General features: G+C 47.5%; 15 protein-coding genes. 5 read left to right on the forward strand and 10 right to left on the reverse strand.

Going from position 1 to position 18,733, the window contains the following annotated elements:
• Window positions 1-17: 17 nt before the first annotated feature.
• The 3 genes from ACZ5R2_RS10995 to ACZ5R2_RS11005 form a co-directional block, all read right to left on the reverse strand.
• Window positions 18-896, reverse strand: coding sequence for a hypothetical protein (locus ACZ5R2_RS10995; RefSeq protein WP_464899421.1), 879 nt, complete (start codon window positions 894-896; stop codon window positions 18-20).
• Between the two features lie 174 nt (window positions 897-1,070).
• Complete coding sequence (locus ACZ5R2_RS11000) at window positions 1,071-1,739, reverse strand: potassium channel family protein (RefSeq protein WP_464899422.1); 669 nt, start codon at window positions 1,737-1,739, stop codon at window positions 1,071-1,073.
• A 3-nt stretch (window positions 1,740-1,742) separates the two neighbouring features.
• Window positions 1,743-2,807 carry an AI-2E family transporter gene (locus ACZ5R2_RS11005; RefSeq protein WP_464899423.1) on the reverse strand — a complete coding sequence of 355 codons (1,065 nt, stop codon included), beginning with the start codon at window positions 2,805-2,807 and terminating at the stop codon, window positions 1,743-1,745.
• A gap of 275 nt (window positions 2,808-3,082) precedes the next feature.
• Here ACZ5R2_RS11005 and ACZ5R2_RS11010 point away from each other — a divergent pair, with 275 nt between their 5' ends.
• The gene (locus tag ACZ5R2_RS11010; RefSeq protein WP_464899424.1) at window positions 3,083-3,214 is read left to right on the forward strand and encodes a DUF3541 domain-containing protein; all 132 of its coding nucleotides are present in this window, start codon (window positions 3,083-3,085) and stop codon (window positions 3,212-3,214) included.
• Window positions 3,215-3,287: 73 nt separating this feature from the next.
• Here the strand turns inward: ACZ5R2_RS11010 and ACZ5R2_RS11015 are convergent, their stop codons facing one another.
• The 3 genes from ACZ5R2_RS11015 to ACZ5R2_RS11025 are packed head-to-tail and all read right to left on the reverse strand — an operon-like array spanning window position 3,288 to window position 8,394.
• Window positions 3,288-3,896 (reverse strand): TetR family transcriptional regulator, encoded by a 609-nt coding sequence (locus ACZ5R2_RS11015; protein ID WP_464899425.1) that lies wholly within the window; start codon window positions 3,894-3,896, stop codon window positions 3,288-3,290.
• A 20-nt stretch (window positions 3,897-3,916) separates the two neighbouring features.
• Window positions 3,917-7,090, reverse strand: coding sequence for an efflux RND transporter permease subunit (locus ACZ5R2_RS11020; RefSeq protein WP_464899426.1), 3,174 nt, complete (start codon window positions 7,088-7,090; stop codon window positions 3,917-3,919).
• Window positions 7,087-8,394, reverse strand: coding sequence for an efflux RND transporter periplasmic adaptor subunit (locus ACZ5R2_RS11025; RefSeq protein WP_464899427.1), 1,308 nt, complete (start codon window positions 8,392-8,394; stop codon window positions 7,087-7,089). Before ACZ5R2_RS11025 ends, ACZ5R2_RS11020 begins: the two co-directional genes overlap by 4 nt.
• A gap of 292 nt (window positions 8,395-8,686) precedes the next feature.
• Here ACZ5R2_RS11025 and ACZ5R2_RS11030 point away from each other — a divergent pair, with 292 nt between their 5' ends.
• The gene (locus ACZ5R2_RS11030) at window positions 8,687-8,854 is read left to right on the forward strand and encodes a hypothetical protein (protein WP_464899428.1); all 168 of its coding nucleotides are present in this window, start codon (window positions 8,687-8,689) and stop codon (window positions 8,852-8,854) included.
• Window positions 8,855-9,055: 201 nt separating this feature from the next.
• Here the strand turns inward: ACZ5R2_RS11030 and ACZ5R2_RS11035 are convergent, their stop codons facing one another.
• Together ACZ5R2_RS11035 and ACZ5R2_RS11040 are read right to left on the reverse strand one after the other, a co-directional pair.
• On the reverse strand, window positions 9,056-9,754 hold the full coding sequence (locus ACZ5R2_RS11035; protein WP_464902358.1) for a ParA family protein: 699 nt from the start codon (window positions 9,752-9,754) through the stop codon (window positions 9,056-9,058).
• Between the two features lie 200 nt (window positions 9,755-9,954).
• On the reverse strand, window positions 9,955-10,842 hold the full coding sequence (locus ACZ5R2_RS11040) for a hypothetical protein (protein WP_464899429.1): 888 nt from the start codon (window positions 10,840-10,842) through the stop codon (window positions 9,955-9,957).
• A 325-nt stretch (window positions 10,843-11,167) separates the two neighbouring features.
• On the opposite strand from ACZ5R2_RS11040, the gene ACZ5R2_RS11045 reads away from it, so the two are divergent.
• Together ACZ5R2_RS11045 and ACZ5R2_RS11050 are read left to right on the forward strand one after the other, a co-directional pair.
• Window positions 11,168-13,003 (forward strand): SLC13 family permease, encoded by a 1,836-nt coding sequence (locus ACZ5R2_RS11045; RefSeq protein ID WP_464899430.1) that lies wholly within the window; start codon window positions 11,168-11,170, stop codon window positions 13,001-13,003.
• Between the two features lie 297 nt (window positions 13,004-13,300).
• Window positions 13,301-14,452, forward strand: a complete 1,152-nt coding sequence (locus ACZ5R2_RS11050) for a glycoside hydrolase family 5 protein (RefSeq protein ID WP_464899431.1) — start codon at window positions 13,301-13,303, stop codon at window positions 14,450-14,452.
• Here the strand turns inward: ACZ5R2_RS11050 and ACZ5R2_RS11055 are convergent.
• Window positions 14,449-16,410, reverse strand: a complete 1,962-nt coding sequence (locus ACZ5R2_RS11055) for a metallophosphoesterase family protein (protein ID WP_464899432.1) — start codon at window positions 16,408-16,410, stop codon at window positions 14,449-14,451. The genes ACZ5R2_RS11050 and ACZ5R2_RS11055 overlap by 4 nt on opposite strands.
• A gap of 18 nt (window positions 16,411-16,428) precedes the next feature.
• Window positions 16,429-16,824, reverse strand: a complete 396-nt coding sequence (locus ACZ5R2_RS11060) for a hypothetical protein (RefSeq protein WP_464899433.1) — start codon at window positions 16,822-16,824, stop codon at window positions 16,429-16,431.
• A 474-nt stretch (window positions 16,825-17,298) separates the two neighbouring features.
• On the opposite strand from ACZ5R2_RS11060, the gene ACZ5R2_RS11065 reads away from it, so the two are divergent.
• A complete protein-coding gene (locus tag ACZ5R2_RS11065; RefSeq protein ID WP_464899434.1) occupies window positions 17,299-18,720 on the forward strand; it encodes a hypothetical protein in 1,422 nt (473 codons plus the stop codon).
• The last annotated feature ends 13 nt before the right edge of the window (window positions 18,721-18,733 follow it).

The raw sequence follows: 18,733 nt of genomic DNA on the forward strand, positions 1-18,733 counted from the left end.
TGTTACAGCCTATTAAATTACCAACCCAATAAGCGAATCTCGTTCTCTATCTTGGCTGCGAGTTGTTGAATTTTAAAATCTAGATACTGAGAATCACATCTCATGCTGAGCATATCTTCAACAAAATATTCCGCTCGGACTAACCTCATTGCCTGTTGGTTTTTGCACACAAAATCAACACAAGGCAGTCCGTGGGAGTTTAAATACTCAATCACATAGGTAGCTGGTGTTTGCTGATTGAGGTGAATATTTAGCTCATCAATAAGTTCGAAATAATGGGCATTAATCCACTCTGAGTAGTGGCTAATAAAGTAGGCTTTGAGAGATTCATAACTGAACTGCCCCTCTTGGTGCAACGCTCTCTCCCCCGCTAATGTTGCACCATTATGTGGCAAAAGTTGATGACTGGATAAGAACTGGAATGGGTACCTAGCGTGAAGCCAGGCTGCGACTTCGACAAAGGCTTTGTACATAATGTAATGTAGAGCGCTGTATAGGTTGCCATAAACAAAGCGCTGTCGGTAAAAGAGCCGAATCCATTCCCCCCTGAGCTGATTCACATAACAATTTGGGGCCGTCATATTTAGGGCATACTTGCTCGCCTCAAAGCCTATCACACCATCACGCCGCCCTAATTTGTTGATTTCATGTAGCTGTCTATTCCAGTAGGCGATATCAAAAGTAAGTAAGTTAGGCCACTCAACTATCGAGGTCTGCGGCCGCCTGGGTTCGTTTAGGGTGATCCGATCTTGGCCTTCGCCTAACTCTATTTGACTCGCCGCATGCGACTGATAAGTCAATTTCGCGTCTTGCTGATACTGGAGAGAGGGTGTATCTGTCGCATCACCCAGCACTCCAGACTCGCGCCCTTTGTTCCATGACGTTCGATTTAGCATACTGCCTCCCCAAATCAGTGCACAATCTTACTAAGTATATACTCAATTTCTAATAGGCGTGACCACCGTCACACTGCTGTTAGATCAAAATCAAGCGGTGATCTCTTTGCGCAAGGATTGTGGAAACGGCACTTTGAGCTTGCCGGATATATGGATTGGAAGCACAGAACTTATTTAGTCACCCTTTAATTTCTCTGACTGGCTAAGTCTACTGCTGACCAAACTAGCAACCATAATTGCTAAATAAAAGCTGCCGAGAAGAGATTCAATAAAAACGAAAAAACGCGGAATCGGTAGCAGTGGCGAAATATCACCATAACCTACGGTAGTTAAGGTGATAAAACTAAAATAAATCACCTCAAACAGGTTATCTAACCATGGCTTTTGCTCTAGTCCATTAAAAGCCTCAGCAAATAATTCAAGCTGAATGAGATAGATGATCGCCCAGGTAAGGCCAAACAATAGATAAACACAAATAGAGCCGACAATTTGGTTTTTACTCACATGGTCGGTGATCATTACCTGCTTTAATGCGGTGTAGGTGTGAGAAAGTAAAAAAAACAGCAAAGCTGACAGAGTCAAGAGCGACATATCGAACTCGTCGAAAAAAGAGACCACACCGGAGATGGCCGCTAGACTGAGCAAGAACCCGTACCAACTGCGATAAAAGGTTTGCTTATGCTTAACCCCAACGACAGAGAAGGCCAAACAGAGGATAATTAACGCCAGAATTGATTTTTGCCCGCCAATATTAAATTGCTGCATCGCCGCACTTGAAAATAATATTGCGATCAAAGCGCAGAACAAAAAATAGAAGTTATCATCGCTAGACATTCGTCTCATCTATCAATCCTCAGCCTTAACCTCGATATCAAGCCACGCCACCAGCAATTTATAACTCAGACTGAGGATAACGGCGCCAACAAACAAACCCACAATGCCTGACATCGCCATACCGCCAAGAGCGCCGAGTAAAATAACCAGCATAGGAATATCTGACCCTCGGCTAAGCAGCATGGGTTTCAATACCGCATCACTACCACTAACTAGCAATGACCAGATCAAAAACAACACCGCGGTTGTAGTAGTGTCGACGCTAAACAAATAGACGATTGGGATCAACAGCGCCAGAATTGGCGGCAATTGAACAATCGCCACTAGCAATACTGCTAGAACCCATATTCCCGCAGCGGGCACACCTGCCACGACTAACCCAATCCCGGCAGCTATCGATTGAATCAATGCCACACCGATCACTCCTTGAACCACACTGCGAACCGTGACTTTGGACAGTTGGGTGAGCTCTTCCCCTCTCGCGCCTGTGAGTCGGTTAGCCACCAAGATAAACGCGCGCTGGCACCTATCAGCGTTTGACATAAACACACCGGCAATAACGGTCGAGATAATGAACTGAACAATCCCACCACTTAAAGAGCCAAGCACAGAAGCAAGCTTGGTCACAAGTGCGGTAATCTGCTCCCCATATTTACTCAGTGCTACCTCAAAGTTCGAGGCCGCGAGAGAAAAGGCGGCATAAGCCTTATCGCCAATCACGGGCCAGTCTTTTATTGAAACATCAGGCTTTGGGATCACCAAATCACCACTTTGATACTGAGCGACCACCTCAGAGGTGCTGGCATACAGCCCAGTGGTGATTAGAATTAACGGAATAAGCAGCAGCAAAACACCGATGAACGACAGAAGTCCACTCGCCTTAGATTTTGATAATGAAAATCGACCATGCAGCCAAATAACCACAGGATAAAGTGCCGTCGCGATAATCCCTGCCCATACAATCAATAAGATAAATGGACGCAATATCGAAAAGCACCAAAAAGCTAAAATCGAAATTGCGGCGATTTTAATAAACGCATCTATCGCATTGGCAGAAAAGGGGGTGTGGTTACTCATATCGGCTCCAATTAGCTTTATTTCAGCTTCCCGACAGCATCATTTGACTGTTTCGGGCTACTCGGCGACCATTTACCGCTGCTAATCCTATTTAGCCGACTCGATTGTGCTTGTTTATCCATCAAAAACACTCCACAGTCTATTATCAGATTCTGTTATTTATAGAAGTGAATGGGTTAGATTGTAAATGTTCGCCTTGTTAGTGAACTCTATTCACTCTGCACATCGCTTAACGTTGACCACGGTATGATACCTTCAATCTCGGGTAGTTTTGATTGGCCTTTGGTGAACATCGAAAAGTACTGGCTATGATGTTGTTGGATAGGAGAGAGCCCCGTATGGGGCCGAGAATTGAAATTGAGCCGGAGGTGTTGCTGTGGGTACCAAAGATTTTGGTGTCAAGATAATCATTGGTGTCACAATGACACTGAAACCCCAAGGTCGGCAACAGTCCAAGCTCGAGGCGGTTCCTTTGCCAGTTTATGCGGCTTGAACAAACAAGGCGCGATCCAAGGCTTGAATGAGCGATGGTATATCATCTTGTTTGAGCGATTCAGGTAGCGTGACCCACTGCTCTAACGCCCCACAAATGAAACTGTTATATACAAGGCAAGCCGCTGAAGACGTCAGTCCAGGGTTAAGGATCCCTTGCTGTTTCAAAGACATCATAACCTTGTTAAGTTTTTTGTTTTCTTCACAGCGCTGAGCACGATTTTTTAGAAGCAACTCTTGGTCAGAAAGCCACTGCATGGTCACCTTGATCACTTGCTGAACTTTCTTGTCGTGCAGAACGCTTTCGACAAAATACTGTGCAATTTTCAACAACAGCTCACGTAAAGCATCCCCTTGCGCTGTCTCAATACTGTCAAACAAGCTCGTTGCCGGTGCAAACACTTGCTCAAACATCGCCTGCAATAAGGCATCTCGATCTTCGAAATGCCAATAGATAGCGCCTCGGGTGACGCCAGCGTGGCTGGCGACCTTGCTCATGGTGGTTTTTGCTAAGCCCTCTTCTGTCAGGACAGCTAAGGTTGAGTCCATGATCGCCAAGCGCGTTCGCTCTGCTTCTTGTTTAGTCTTTCGAGCCATAGGTTCCTTATGCAGTGCCCTTAAGCGGGCACCTGCTGGTCTGAATCTAAATTTTGCACACCCATTTCACTGGTTTTGTCGCGCGTCAGCAACACATAAAGTGCAGGGATGATGATCATCGCAATCACGGTCGATGCAATCAGCCCGTAAATAATCGCCATACACAACGGATACCATTGTGGATCACTGTATGCAAGCGGCAACAAGCTTAACACGGTTGTCAGACTCGTGCTTAGAATTGGGCGTAATCTGTCGCCAGCGCCCATGGCCGCGGCTTGCACTATGCTCTCACCATTGTTGCGATGTTGGTTCATGGTATCCACTAGCACAATGCCGTTATTCACGGCAATACCCGCAAGTGACACAATACCTATCAGACCGGAGAATGACATCGCAGTGCCACTTAGGAAGTAGCCCAAGAAGGTGCCGATCAGCGCCAGCGGGACAATCAAAATAATAATCGCAGGCTGAACAAACGAGCCAAACATTAGGGTGAGCAGAACATAAATCGAGAACATTGCCAGTATAAACGCACTGCCCATCTGACCATAGCTGTCTCCCGACTGACTCACCTCGCCACCAAACTCATAGCGATAGCCATTTGACCACTGCGCTGACATCTTCTCCAACACCGGTTGGATAGCCATAACGACCTCTGCCGCCGTTGCTCCTTCGGCGCGCGCTGTGACGGTGACCGTGCGACGTCCATCGCGGTGAACAAAGACGCGGGGTACTTCCGCAATGCGATAGTCGACAAGCTCACCAAGTGATACCGCATAACCTTGTGGGGTAATGATTTGCAGTAGATTCATCTCGGCTAGGTGACGTGGTCCACCCAGTTCGCCATGACGACTCGGCCAGTCTATCCCTAGACGGATTTTCGGGTCATCTTCAATGCCCTCGACCTTAAAGTAACCTATCTCGTCTTGCTCCATTGCCACACGGATCTGCTGGGCAAGGTCAGCCTCACTGACGCCATGAAAACTCAGCATCTCGTGCTTGAGTGAAAAGCGGATTTCATGCAGCGCAGGTCCCAGGTTATCCGCCACATCGGTTGCACCGGGTATGCTCGCGAGCTCACGTTTCACCTCGGCGGCAATATCGATAAGCTCAGCATAGTCGTCACCAACCAAGCTAATCTGAATCGGCGCGGCAGTATCTGGATTACCGCCGATGTGCACCAGTTTCACCGACAAACCCGGCTCGTCGGCGAGTACTTGATCTAAGCCCTGGCGAATGTCAGGCAGATAATCGAACGACAATCGGTCGCGCTGATCTTTTGGGTAAAGCGTCAAACTAAATCCGACCTGGTTCCAAGACTCATTGGGCAGCAAGGCATCATTGAGATTCGCGGTGGTCATCGGGCTTTTTGCTCCGACGTAAGCAATCATTTTTTCAAGCCAAGGCTGCTCTCGCAAAAACGCCCCTGCCTTATCGGCGACTCGCTGAGATTGCGCCAGTGTTGCGTCAGGAGCTAGCTCAATCGATACCCCAATCTTGCGATCATCGGCCTCAGGGTACATCTCTGATGGTAGCAAGCCTGCGATCATCACCGAGGCAACAAATAGACCAAATGCCCCCGTTACCCAAGCAGCGGCATAGCGGCGACGCTTGACAACATAACGCCCCAGCCAATGGCTCAAACCTGCCTTATACCGTGACGAGAGCACGTCAATCAGCAGTGGTTTTTGCTTCTCATTCACTCGCCCTAAAATGAAGCTCGAGAGCGGTATACAGATAAGAAACGCAACAAATAAGCTCAGTAACAGGGTGACGGTGATTGTGAGCGGTAAGATACGAATAAACTTGCCATCAATGCCACCGATCATCATCATTGGCAGCATCGCCAGAATGGTGGTTAGCTGGCCTGCGCCTGCTGGCAGAATAAAGGTTTTTACGGTATTTAACGCCGCCTGAGAAAACGGCTTCTTGTGGACATACAGGTTCTCATGCATGCCTTCCATGACCAGAATAAACACATCGACCATTAAGCCCAGTGCCAGCACCATACCCACCATAACCATAGAGTTAAAGGTGTAGCCAATCGCTCCCATGATAGCAAGTACACCAAGCATAGTGACTGGAAGCGCAAGACCTGCAACGATGGCTTCTCGCCAACTGAGCAACAGCATCAATACCAAGAACACGATCATTACTGCCTGTTTCATCGATGACGAGATATCATTGAACGCTAGCTCAATCAACTCCCCATCGTCGCTGACGTGGGTCAATGTCAGGCCTTGCGGCCAATCGTGCGCCATTAGATCATCGGCCAGCGACAAGGTGGAATCAATCACAGCAAAGGTATCAGCGCCGGGGCGCTTTAGCACATCGAGAGTGACGCTGCGCTCAAACTCAGCGCCATTAATACTAAAGAAGGTGCGACTGCGTTCACGATCGAGCTGCATGCTGACCTCGGCAATCTCACCAAGGCGCACAGTGCGGTTATTATCAATGCGCAAGATTGGCAACAGTTCAACTTGAGAAATGGTGTCAAAGCGACCGGCCATGTATAGGTTAAAAGTATTTTCATTACCCTCAAACTCACCCCAGGTCATGTCCATATTGGCTGATTGAATTCGCTCTCTGACCAGCAGCGGTGAAATCCCAAGGTCGCGTAATTGGGCGGGATTAAGACGAATGTGCAAGCTCTTCTCACGCATACCACTGATGTTGACCTTTTTAACCAGTGGCAGGTTTTCGATCTCTGACTCTAAGCGCTTGGCCGTATCCGAAAGCAACATATCATCCACGTCACCACTTAATGCAAAGCTAATTACCGGCATGTTTGAGACTGACATCTCTTCGATATCGGGTTTTTCTATGCCCTGACCGGCGGGAAACTGCGCCGCAGCACTATCAACCGCCGCACGCAGTAGTGGCATGGCTTCATTGACGGGCATATCCGCGTCGAACTCAACTGCAATAATCGAGTAAGAGTTATACGAACCACTGGAAAACGTTTTCAGCCCGTTGAGGCTGGCAATTTCATCTTCTAAGTGCTTGGTGATCTCTTTTTCAATCTGCTCAGGTGCCGCTCCTGGCCAAAAGGTCATGACGATTGCAGCCGGGATTTCCAAATCCGGATAGCTCTCGCGCACCATATTGTTATAGCTCAGTACACCCGCAAGAAGTAGCATACCCAATAACAGGCGGCCAATCAGGGTTTCGACAAACAGCTTACGGCTGATCATGATTGTGCTCCTACCTTGACCACTGATGCGCCATCGATAAGCAAGTGCTGGCCACGCACTACAACTTCATCACCACGGTTAAGCCCCTGCGTCACTTGAATAGCATTAGTGCCTTGTAAGCCAAGCTGAATCGGGCGTCGCTCGACGTGCTGCGTGTGTGAATCAAATACGAATACAAACGGCTGACCATCTCGAAATGACAGCGCATGAAGCGGCAAAACCAATGCCTCAGGCTCAGTTTGCGCAGCGATCCATGCACGCACAAACTGCCCTTCTTTAAGCAAGCCATCGGCCTGTTCTACTCTGACCTTAACGCTTTGCGTGCGACGCTGGAGGTTGATTGAGGGACTTACCGACCAGATTTCCCCGATAGCCACACGGTCAGCGAACTGATTATTTTGCTCTGCCTGATACAACTGATGATCATCGCTTGCCAAGATGACCTGTTGCCCTTCACTGAGCAGCTTCGCATCCACCATGCTGATCTCAAGTTGGACCTCCATTAATGAATCATCCACAATCACAATTGCCGAGCTTGCTTCACGCTCTCGATCGCTTACGCCACTCATTGGTGGGTAGTAATGATTATCCTCACGAATATTCATGGTGGTGATAACGCCATCAAATGGCGCAAATAGACTGGTCTTTTCAAGACTCAGAGTGGCGCGATTTAATTCTGCAACTAAGCTGGTAATCTCCGATGACACCGATACGAGTCCGCTCTCAGCCGCTTTGACTGCGGCATCGGCATTCAAGCGCGAGGTTCTGATCTGATCAAACTCATCTTGAGAAATAACGCCACGGGCAAACACCTCTTGCATACGCTTAAAATTCTGCTCGGCAAGCGTTTGATCATTAAGCGTCTGCTGAACACGCGCCTGCGCTTCACTACGCTGAGCCTGCATACTCTTAAGCCTAGCCTCTAGACTTTGCACGCCCGCTAGGCTATCTCGATTATCAATCTGCGCCAAAAGCTGACCATTACGTGTACCCTCTGCTGGGCCAAACACTCGAGTGCCTTCACGAACTTGCGTACCATCATCGGTGAGTGAAATACTCTCGACCTTACCTGACAGTTCAAAATCGAGAAATGCCTTGCGCTGCGCTTGGACTGTACCCTCAGAGAATACCCATGCTGTCAAGGGTTGGGGCTTAACTAACTGAGTTTGAACGCGCACCGAGCGCTCTGGAGAGGCCACCTCGGTGCCCTGTGCAGAAAGGGTCATAAAGCGATAACCCACCAAACTAACCAATAACAGTGGCAGTGCAACCACTAATAAACGACGTGAAGACCTTTTCATCATCTGACCCTGATAACTTAAATTCTGCACGGATTATACAAACATACATGTATGTTTGTATATGACAATTTTTCGGTTATCGCTCAGTATGTGCTGACACCTACCCCACGATACTAATATCAAACTCAACACATACCCATACAGAGCGTGATCACATTCACAGCAATCAAGCTTTAAAGAGGTTAATAGACCATATGCAGCTAGTCTTGATGTGGTTATATTTTGTCCTACTCTGCTTTATGCGATTAGCTGAGCTTGTAATCGTTACTATCAACTCAGAAAACGGCAGGTCAACATGAAACATTTTGTACTTATCCTCTTACTGGCATTACCTCTCACTAGCGTCGCTTCATCTGGTACCGGTGGTGTACCAACGGTGCCTTGTTATGTTGATGGCGAGTATATAGGCAGTGTTGAGATCACTAAGTGCACTAGCCATAGAGGCAAAGCCTCAAAGTCGTAGCTCGCATCCTCACTTAATGTTGTTCACCAAAGATCCACCGTCTTCAATCAATGGCGGTATTGTTCGGCAGGGCTTTAACTTAGAGCAGTGTATTTGGTGAGATAGAACGTCACATACCGCTGCGCTTAACAGCGATAGGATGTGACGTTTTTTTCGTAGCAAGGAACGTGTGGTTATTGGCAACATTAAACTGTGACGTATTTAAGCACTGCGTAACTGCGGCTGAGAGTGACACCCGACATCCGAGTCAATCCAGTCAAGCGTCGTGCGCCAAAAGAGCGCATCAAGGCTGTCGTCACAAATCGAATTGTCTGCGTAAGTCTGCTGATAAACGGGCGAGTCTGTCATCATGCCAAGCGTGCGATAGTTTCTAAAATGACCCAGCAGCTTTAACGTGCGTTCTACCTGTGCACCCCCAGAAGCCGGGCAGCGGTTAAGAAAAAAACCCAGTTGAGTGCGGCGATTTAAGCGCGACATCTCGCGGATGATTTTTTCAATGAAAGGTAGGCTGGCATGCAGGTCCATCGGGGTTGGTTGGATAGGAATAATGACCCGATCAGCGAACGCTAGATAGCGATTAAGGTGGTGGTGCGGAAAGTTGGCAGGAGAGTCGATAATAGCAATCCGCTCCTTTTCGCCGAATTTAAGCGACGTAACAATACTTGAGTAGCTTTTATACGCCAAATCAAACTTGACACCTCGCACGTTTGGGTTGCTATTACTCCAACTGAAGCTCGATTGCTGAGGGTCAGAATCAATCAGTGTGATAGGGCTACCAAGCAAAGACAACTTGGTGGCTAAATTGATGGTGAAGGTTGATTTCCCTACTCCGCCCTTGGGGTTAATTATCAGCACTTTTTTTATCGTATTAGACGCAAGAGTAATGCCCTTTAACTTCATCACCACTCATTAACCCTCTAAAATCAGAAAAACGTTAAAAGGAATGTTATCAGGTATCGTCACTCTTGATCATCACAACCTGTCATCGCAATGTTAATCTGAGAGTTGTGTTCCGGTTCGGTTAACTTTGACACTTCTCACCCACTTTTGGCTTATCTTTCGGATTTTATTGGTCGTTTTAACTTGCTCACTAAATCAATTTACTCTGGTTCAACGACCTTGGCTTCCAGTTTTGCCACCTTAAGCCTGCCACCTTCGACAATGATTCTCAGTTGCTGCTCAATCGTCAGCGTGTAATATTGGTTGGCCTTATCTCTCGCTTGCCAATAGACTTGATAAACGACACGCCAGCCAGCGTTGTGGTCGCCTTCAATCTCTAAGTCGCTTAACTGATGGGCGTTCCAGACAATATTATCGGTAACGCCTTGGTACCAGTTTAGAAAGTCTTGATAGGAGTTAATCGGGTACTCTGGATAGTGCATATCGACTGGCTCAGCAATTCTCGCCAGAAAGAATCCGGGCTCTCTCTGATGATCAAAGCCAGCAAACCACTGATAAACAAAGCTTGCGACATCGTTTGCACTAAATTGTAAGCGGGCGTTTGCGTCATAGGTTTGACTGAGAATATTCATGTCTATTTGCAGCCGCTCGATTTCACCCGCTTGATTAAACGAAAAATACTCTCGCCAACGATGCTGACTCGGGGTGATGATAAGGCGAGCACCGTTTTGAGTTTGATCGAGTGTGCCATAAACAGCCACCTCGTAGACGTTCTCCTCCACCTCACCCTTGATTTGATAACGAAAGTCATCGCGAGTACGGTAGCGTTCAAACCAATCTAAAACGGATTGGATATGCCCCTCTCTACCAAGATACTCGCTGCGCGTCACATCATGGACAACAGTAATGCCATTTTCGGCAAACAGCTGCTCACGTTGGTGAACAAAGGCATCAAATCCTTCCATTCCAATCAGACTGTATTGGGCAAAAAAACTGTCAATCGTGTGGGCTTTGTCTTTTAGGTGCGCTGAATTTGTGTTCCCGGCTAAAGACACCAAAATCAATGCGAGTACCGATTTGATAGTCATTGATTCACTCCTTCTCACCTCAAGGCCAAAAATTTCCCCTGTGTTACATCGAACACGAGACTCCCAAAGCCGGTGCACTCTCTTTGATAGTTAACAAGCCAGCGAGCCAAGCTCCCCTTGAAATTGTTGCCGGATCTCGCCGTTTCAACAAGGTTGAAAGTTTGCTGAATTTGCCACTTGGCCAGTGCGATATACCCACAAATATCAAATATGCGTCTTAACAATACGCTCCTATGAACTATTCTAATTTCAACTGACCAAGCCAAGTTTGCCAACAAAAAGGGGCCTGAAATGTTGCTTACTATCCATGTATGGCCTTTTGCTAATGTCTGGTGAGCAGTGGTTAATCGTCGCGCTGTTGCTCGCCACAGTCGGCCTGTTTTTGTGGGGGCGCTGGCGCCATGATGTCGTTGCAATGACGATGCTTTTGATCAGTGTTTTTACCGGCTTGGTCCCGACGGCTGACGCTTTCGCCAGTTTTAGCCATCCTGCGGTGATCACAGTGGCCAGTGTGCTGGTACTTGGGTTTGGCTTGTTACGCTCGGGGGCCGTAGACATTCTCGCCAGATATGTCATCCCATCTACCGCGGGCACAACTATCACTATTTTTACTTTAGTCGGACTGGCCGCCCTTCTGTCTGGCTTTATGAATAATGTCGGTGCCTTAGCACTATTGATGCCAGTCGCTATTCAAGTTGCTGCAAAACACGAGTTACCTACGGGTAAAGTCTTAATGCCCCTTGCCTTTGGCTCCATCCTAGGAGGTATGACAACGCTAATTGGCACCCCAACCAATCTGGTTGTGTCCGGTTTTCGCGCTGCCAATGATCTAGGCAGCTTTTCCATGTTTGATTTCGCCCCAGTCGGGGTCTCTGTGGCCTTGGTCGGTATTGTGTTTATTGGCTTGTTTGGCTGGCGGATTGTACCGACGCGAAAGCAACCCTCTTCAGGTAGCTTTGACACCGGGACCTATTTCTGCGAAGTGACCGTTACCTCGGATAGCAAAGCCAATAATGCCCGGTTGGTTGAAGTAGCACGCCTACTTGATGAAGCGGATGCGCAGGTGATCGGCGTCATCCGGAACCATGTTCGTCTGTCTCCAAGGTATCGGCGCAGAGTGCTTATCGAAGGTGATATTCTGATCATCGAGGTTGAGCCTGAATCGTTACCTAAGGTGTTACTTGGGCTGGGATTAAACCTAGAAGAAAGCGTGCAAAGCATTGATAAAAAGGAAAAAGATACAACCAAACTACTGGATAAAAACACCAAAGATAGTAGCGATGACAATGAGGGGCAAAAGTCAGATGAAGTTGTGGTTCAAGAGGTTGTTGTTGCCCCCTCTACCGTCTTAGTCAATCTCTCAGTGACGGACATTGATCTCCAAGCGCGCTATGGCGTTACTCTGCTGGCTATTTCACGTCAAGGCCGCCGCTCAATCAAGCGACTGCGCTACACGAAACTCAACGAGGGTGATGTATTGCTACTCCAAGGTGACTCAGACTCAATCGCTCGCTTTTGTACCGATTTTGGTTGCCTCCCGCTTGCTCCTCGCGATATTCAAGTCCCCAAAAAAGGCCAAGCACTCAAAGCATCGCTGATTATGCTGACATGTTTGGCCTGCGTGACATCGGGGCTGCTGCCCGCAGAAGTCTCTTTCGTTGCCGGGGCACTCGCCTTTGCCATCTTCGCTATCGTGCCACTGCGCCTTCTTTATTCCTCCATTGATTGGTCAGTGGTGGTGCTACTAGCCGCCCTTTTCCCCGTCGCCAATGCGATGGTCACAACGGGCGCGGCAGATGTCATTGCGCAGTTTTTAATTAATACCATTGCGCGTAGTGATGCAATGACGGCCCTCGTGCTACTGTTAGTAGTGAGTATGTTTCTTTCTGATCTAATGAATAACGTAGCTACCGCCGCAGTAATGTGCCCGATTGGAATCAGCACCGCGACTCAACTTGGTGTGAATGCCGATGCCTTTTTAATGGCGATTGCCATTGGGGCTTCTTGTGCCTTTTTGACACCGATTGGCCACCAAAATAATACCTTGATCTTGGGCCCTGGTGGCTTTCAGTTCGGTGACTATTGGCGCTTGGGGCTGTTTTTAGAGCTGATTGTTGTGCTGGTTAGCGTTCCCATGTTGTTGTGGGTATGGCCTCTCTAAAAGCAGCGGCGAGAGTTGGGAGGCGTGAAGCGAGAAACAGCGACAGCTGTGCTGGTATCGAACTTGATGGTTCCGACCATATAAGCCTGTTGATACCTTTATTTTGGATAGATGGTTGTCACATCGCAGATAAACACCAGCGCATCAGAAACAGTGAAACTGTCAGTTACTTTCATAGGACTGATAGACAGGTTGCAAATTTCTATTTTTCGTTACTCAATGCCTTATATCAGATAGCCACATCGACAAAATCTGTGGTTCACTGATCTTTCACCTATCGACCCCAAGGAGGGAGCAGTGAAGACATCTCGACCTATCCTTAGCCTCTTAGGCTGCGTTATGGCGCTTTTTAGCCAGGGCTGCAGTAGCGACCACACGCACCACTCCGATTCTTCTGTCGAACTTGATTCACGTTATTACCAAGATATCTATGATTGGAATCAACACAGAGGCTTGGATGTCACGTTTCTTGGGCGTGGGATCAATATGGGCAATTACTTGGAGTCACCGCGCTATGAGGGTGAATGGAACAATGACCTCACCATTCAGGCTGAAGACTTTATCAATATCAGAGATGCGGGCTTTGCCAGTGTGCGCATCCCTATCCGTTGGAGTGCCCATAGCGCTAAAACCGCGCCTTTTCAGATTGACCCAAAGTTTATCTCTCGCGTCCAAGAGGTGGTGCAGCAAGCCATTGATGCCGATCTTCGCGTGGTGATCAACACCCATCATTATGATGAACTGTTTTACACGCCAGGTGGTTTCCCTCACCACAGGCAACGATTGATCGCCATGTGGTCACAACTGGCGACCCATTTCCCACTCGCTGACTACCCGCAAGATACTCTCGTGTTTGAGCTACTTAACGAGCCTCACGCTGAGGTTGGCAGTGAGCAATGGAACCTACTGATTGATGATCTATTAAAGCTACTTTGGAGCGACCACGCAGCTGATCAAAATAGCGTTCTCGGACAACGCAAAATTATGATTGGCACTGCAGATTGGGGCGGACCATTTATGCTGCCAAAACTTGAGTTGCCCGACTCAGCAACAGCCGACAATACCATTATCACCGTACACTTTTACGAGCCGTTTCAGTTTACTCATCAAGGTGCCGAATGGGTTGAAAACGCCAACGCATGGCGAGGTACCCGCTGGCTCGGCAATACCAAAGAGCAGCAGGTCTTATATGACTACCTTAATGCGGTTTCAACATGGAATAGCCAACCCAATCGTGGCTATGAAATTAATATTGGTGAGTTCGGGGTCTATAGTAAGTATGCTCGTGCTGAAGATCAAAAGGCCTGGACCGCATTTATCGCCCGTGAGTCGGAAAAACGCGGCTTTAGCTGGCACTACTGGGAATACAGCTCGGGGTTTGGTGCCTACGATCCCGTCACTCTCGATTGGCGACCAGCACTGATTCAAGGCCTAATTCCACAAGACTAATGCCAGCTCGCCTCCTCCTCACGGCTTTCAAACTCGACCTGAGTTTGGTGGCCGACCAGTTGACTGATCTTGGTTGGCCTACCCTCTTGATCAAGCTCAACCAAACCAATGCCTGAGTGGTTGAGCAGTCGCTGGCCTTTTGGCGTGCCAAGCGGTTTGCGCGGAGTAATACGCATCCGCCGCCTTCGGGTAAACCAGTTGAGTGGCGAGCGTGGTGAGTACAACCACCGATTAAGCTTATCGAGGATGCTCAGTAATGGCTCTGGAAAATTGTTGCGCAGCCCACTGCTGCAGATCTGCCAAATCTCTGGGCTATTTCGTCGCCCACGCAACTCGACGTCGTAGACAAATGAGTAATGCACGTCACCACTGAGCACCACAAAATTTTGCGGGGTTTTTCGATGACAGAACACATTGAGTATGCCACTTGCTGTACCTGGGTGCGCCATCCAGTATTCTGCGTCAACGGCTAAGGGTTGACCGACCATAGTTGCTACTCGCTGGATAACCTCAATCAGTTTTACCCCAAATATTGGTGCCGCCGAAACCAGAAGCACACACGAATGTCCACTCAAGCGACCTTGTAACTCGGTCAGTGCCTCCCAATCCAGAAGCCCGGATGGTTTAGTCGCTGAAGACTCGCTGCGCCAGCGACGCGTACGCGTATCAAGGACAATTAACGGCGGGTCAGTTGGCCACTCAAAATCCCATGCTTCTAGCTTAATTAAGGCGTCGAGAAGTGGCGGGTAATCTTCAGCTCCGGGCTGCTCTAGCGCTTGCTTCACCCTAGTGATAAGTTGCTGGCTAAATGTCTCTGGACTGTTCCCCCAGGCTTGGTTAATTAAGTAGGCCAGCATGCCGTTACCCACCATCCGGTGAGAAAGCGGATGATTATACACCGTTTCTTCCCAGCCCCGATGGAGGTTGAAGTCATCGGTAATATCGTGATCATCGAGTATCATCGCGACTGGTAGGTGTGCCATCACGCGCTGAACTTGAGCAAGGCCGTGAATAAATTCGTTAATTACGCTCTGCTCTTGTTGATAACGCTGTTCTAGCTGTGGAGAGAGTGACGGGCAATGGTTTTTGTCCACTAACTGCCAAGGTACTTCAGACCAAGAGAGTAAATAGCACGCCAAATATTCACCTAGAGTGATCAAGTGATTGTCTGCTGAGGTACTGGTAAAGACCGGTTTACGTGCCCCACCAAACAGTGTTTTGACCAGCATCTGCCCCTCTTCGGTACAGGGTAACAAATGCTCACGCCGATAATAGCAATCCGAATGCTGGTAGAGCGCTTCACTGGTCATCCTCTCACCAGAGTCAGGCGCTACCTGCCACGTTTCGCAAGGGAACTGGAGCTTGGTACTCAATTGGTGGATTGCGCTAAGCATGGGCCCAGCAACATCATCGGCATAAATCTGATCGCCAGACATCACTATCATGGAGGGCCAATCACTGATACGTGTTTTCTCATTCGATAATACGTGCTCAACGTGTCGGTCTGCTTCGACCACTCCATCAACACCGGCAAAATGCGGCTTACGGCAAGAGCCATGTAACAGTGACCTGACCCGGCTGGGAACGCACAGTTTTAATGATGATTGCCCCGGATAGAGTAACTCAGGCATCAACTCAGTGATATTTTGCCAACCTGCAGTTTCGTCTTCGACTGGTTTAAGCATTAAATGATAGTCAATCAGGCAATCCGTATCGAGCGGCTGAGATAGGTTAAGGTGGATGAGTTGATAATGCAGCGAGGGTGCATAGCCAAAGGTAACGTGCTGTGCGCTGTTTGGCTCCAAAAGGTATTCGTCACTCTCCCACGTTGGCGAAGAGAAGTTGATCTTCACCTCGACATCTTGAGTGGTGACCAACCACAAGGTAACCGACTCGCGGGTCAGTTTGCGTAAAATTGGGCCAGCAAGAACCAAGGGGAGTTCATTTGTCGCACTCATCCAACTATCCTTAACTGATCAAGTTTTTGACTCTTTTTGAAATTTTTCTAGTACTCTGGCGAAGGCTTTCTCGTCAGTTTTTGCCAGTTTTGCCAACACTTCTTTCGCTTGCCATTCTAAGTCAGGCTGAAACTGAGCCTTGATCAACTCGATAGCTTCGACTCGTTTGGCTAATTGCACGACCAAATCATCAAATCCTTCTTTACGCTCATCAGGCGTTTTAGCCAACTCAAGAATGATCTCCGACAATAGCCCCAGTTGTTTACCATAACTGGCAACATTGCTTACCACTTTATTTTCAACCGGACGATTACCAGCGAAATTGATCTCAAATGTCGGCGAAAACCAGTTGCTCCAAGCAGTAATCCATTGGTCAACAGAACCACTCAACGGGTGATTATGTGTCTCAGTCATAGACGGCGCTCCTTAGCTGCATTCAAGCAGTAGAGTTTAGTGTATAGCTTTAGATTAACGCGGCAGAAGAAAAGCGGTCAATAAACAACCAGTTAAATTCACTAACCATTAACAATAATGTTCACTGGCGCGCAAAAACACGGTCAATAAGTACAAGACCAACTAGCGGCTGGGAGACTCATTTCTGCCCCATAACTTGCCAGCAACCCTCTACTTCACAAATTACAGCGAGGTAGCTTGACTCATTTTTTTTAATGCAAGTGGGAGATATTTCGCTTTTTCGATATAAATTGCAATCTGAGCTATTTACCAAACACATCTTCAAATTTGTTTAAATTGTTACCAAACCAGCTAACTTTGTAACGGGCAGTTAATGAGTTATTTTTGGGCCCTGGTGTTTAAATCATAATTTGGTCTATTTATTAGTTAGTTAGATGAATAATTGAATTATCCTAGTTGAGGGGGGGGGAAGTAGTGAAAGCAGTAAAAGCAGTTATGACAACCATTGCCATCGTAGCGGTAGCAGGGTGCAATGATGATGGAAATAACAACGATTGGTATACCGAAGTGAACACCACAATGCGTACAGCGGAGTCGCTAGGTGATGAATTGAAGGTGGACGAAATCCACACTATGGATGACGTCTTTGACTTACAGTATCGAGGTTACATTAGTCCAACTCCTGAAGAGTTCGAGCATAAGACAGTGTATACCTATAAGGATGCTCGATATACCCTAAAGGGAGGTGATGCAAGTTATGTCAGCGTAGATGATATAGCCACCACTCTTTATGGGCTTAATGAGCATCTAGATAGGTTGTCCTACTTGTTAGGGTACAAAGATAAAGATGAAATACTCTACTCCATGAACTATGACAGAAAGTTTGGTCATATGAGAAATCGCAATGATGACTTAATTGTTAATGTTCTTAATCATGACATCAACAATCACCTCGATGGTGGAACATTAATAGTCTCTCCAGAGTTGCTTGATTACCTCCACGAAGACCCTAGATATATCGAATCGGTTCAGAAAACCGCTCTGTTGAGTTGTTTTATTATGGGTGGTGATTATTATTCGCAATTTTGTTTAGAGGATCAGAATCGCTATGGTTTTGAGGCTCTCGGTTACCTGAGACGCAGAGATATCGAGTTGGAATACGGAGCCTACTTCAGTGAGGCTGGGAATGATTTTGAAGCATGGTATTGCGATTCTACCAGCGATTATGAGTATTGTAGCAAAGATGCCCAGCTTTTTGACAGCTACCTGACCAGTTTGCGTGGTGAAGGTTCTAAGCATTTTTTACGAGCCACTTTTAGCCCTTGGCTGTGCCCATGGTGCGGACAGTATTCTAACGAGGATGTGGGCTTGCAGTTCCCATCAGGTATCTATAATGCTGAGATATACCCACGAGCGACCATGGCTCACGAACTCGTCCACTTGCTGACCTTCGCTCCCATGAATGAAAATAAGGCTATGTACTACTTTGGTTGGATGAATGAGGGCATCGCAGAAGCTTTGGCTTGGCGCTTTAAAGAAGATTGGGGTTTTCTAGCCAGCGCAAGTCAAGAGACCATTGATGGAGCCTTCGAATACCGCACAGAAGATTATCCTCTATCAGCCTTGTTCCCTAGATACATGATGTCAGGCTTTACGCTCGATGAATCAAAAGAGCGTCACGAGAAGTTCATTGAGTATATTAAAAACGTTAGACGCCATTCTAGTGATGCTCATAAGGAGCTATTTGATGATATGAAGTTTACCGATCACAAAGGTAATGTAATGACGGCTGACAGGTTTCAAGCTGATATAAAGTCACTTGCTCAAGAGCTTGTCGATTCTGGCAAAGCGTCTAGCTATATCTCTTACGCGGAGAGAAAATTTCCAAACCCTTAACTCAGTAAAAGAT

Source organism: Vibrio sabulosilitoris, assembly GCF_055391395.1.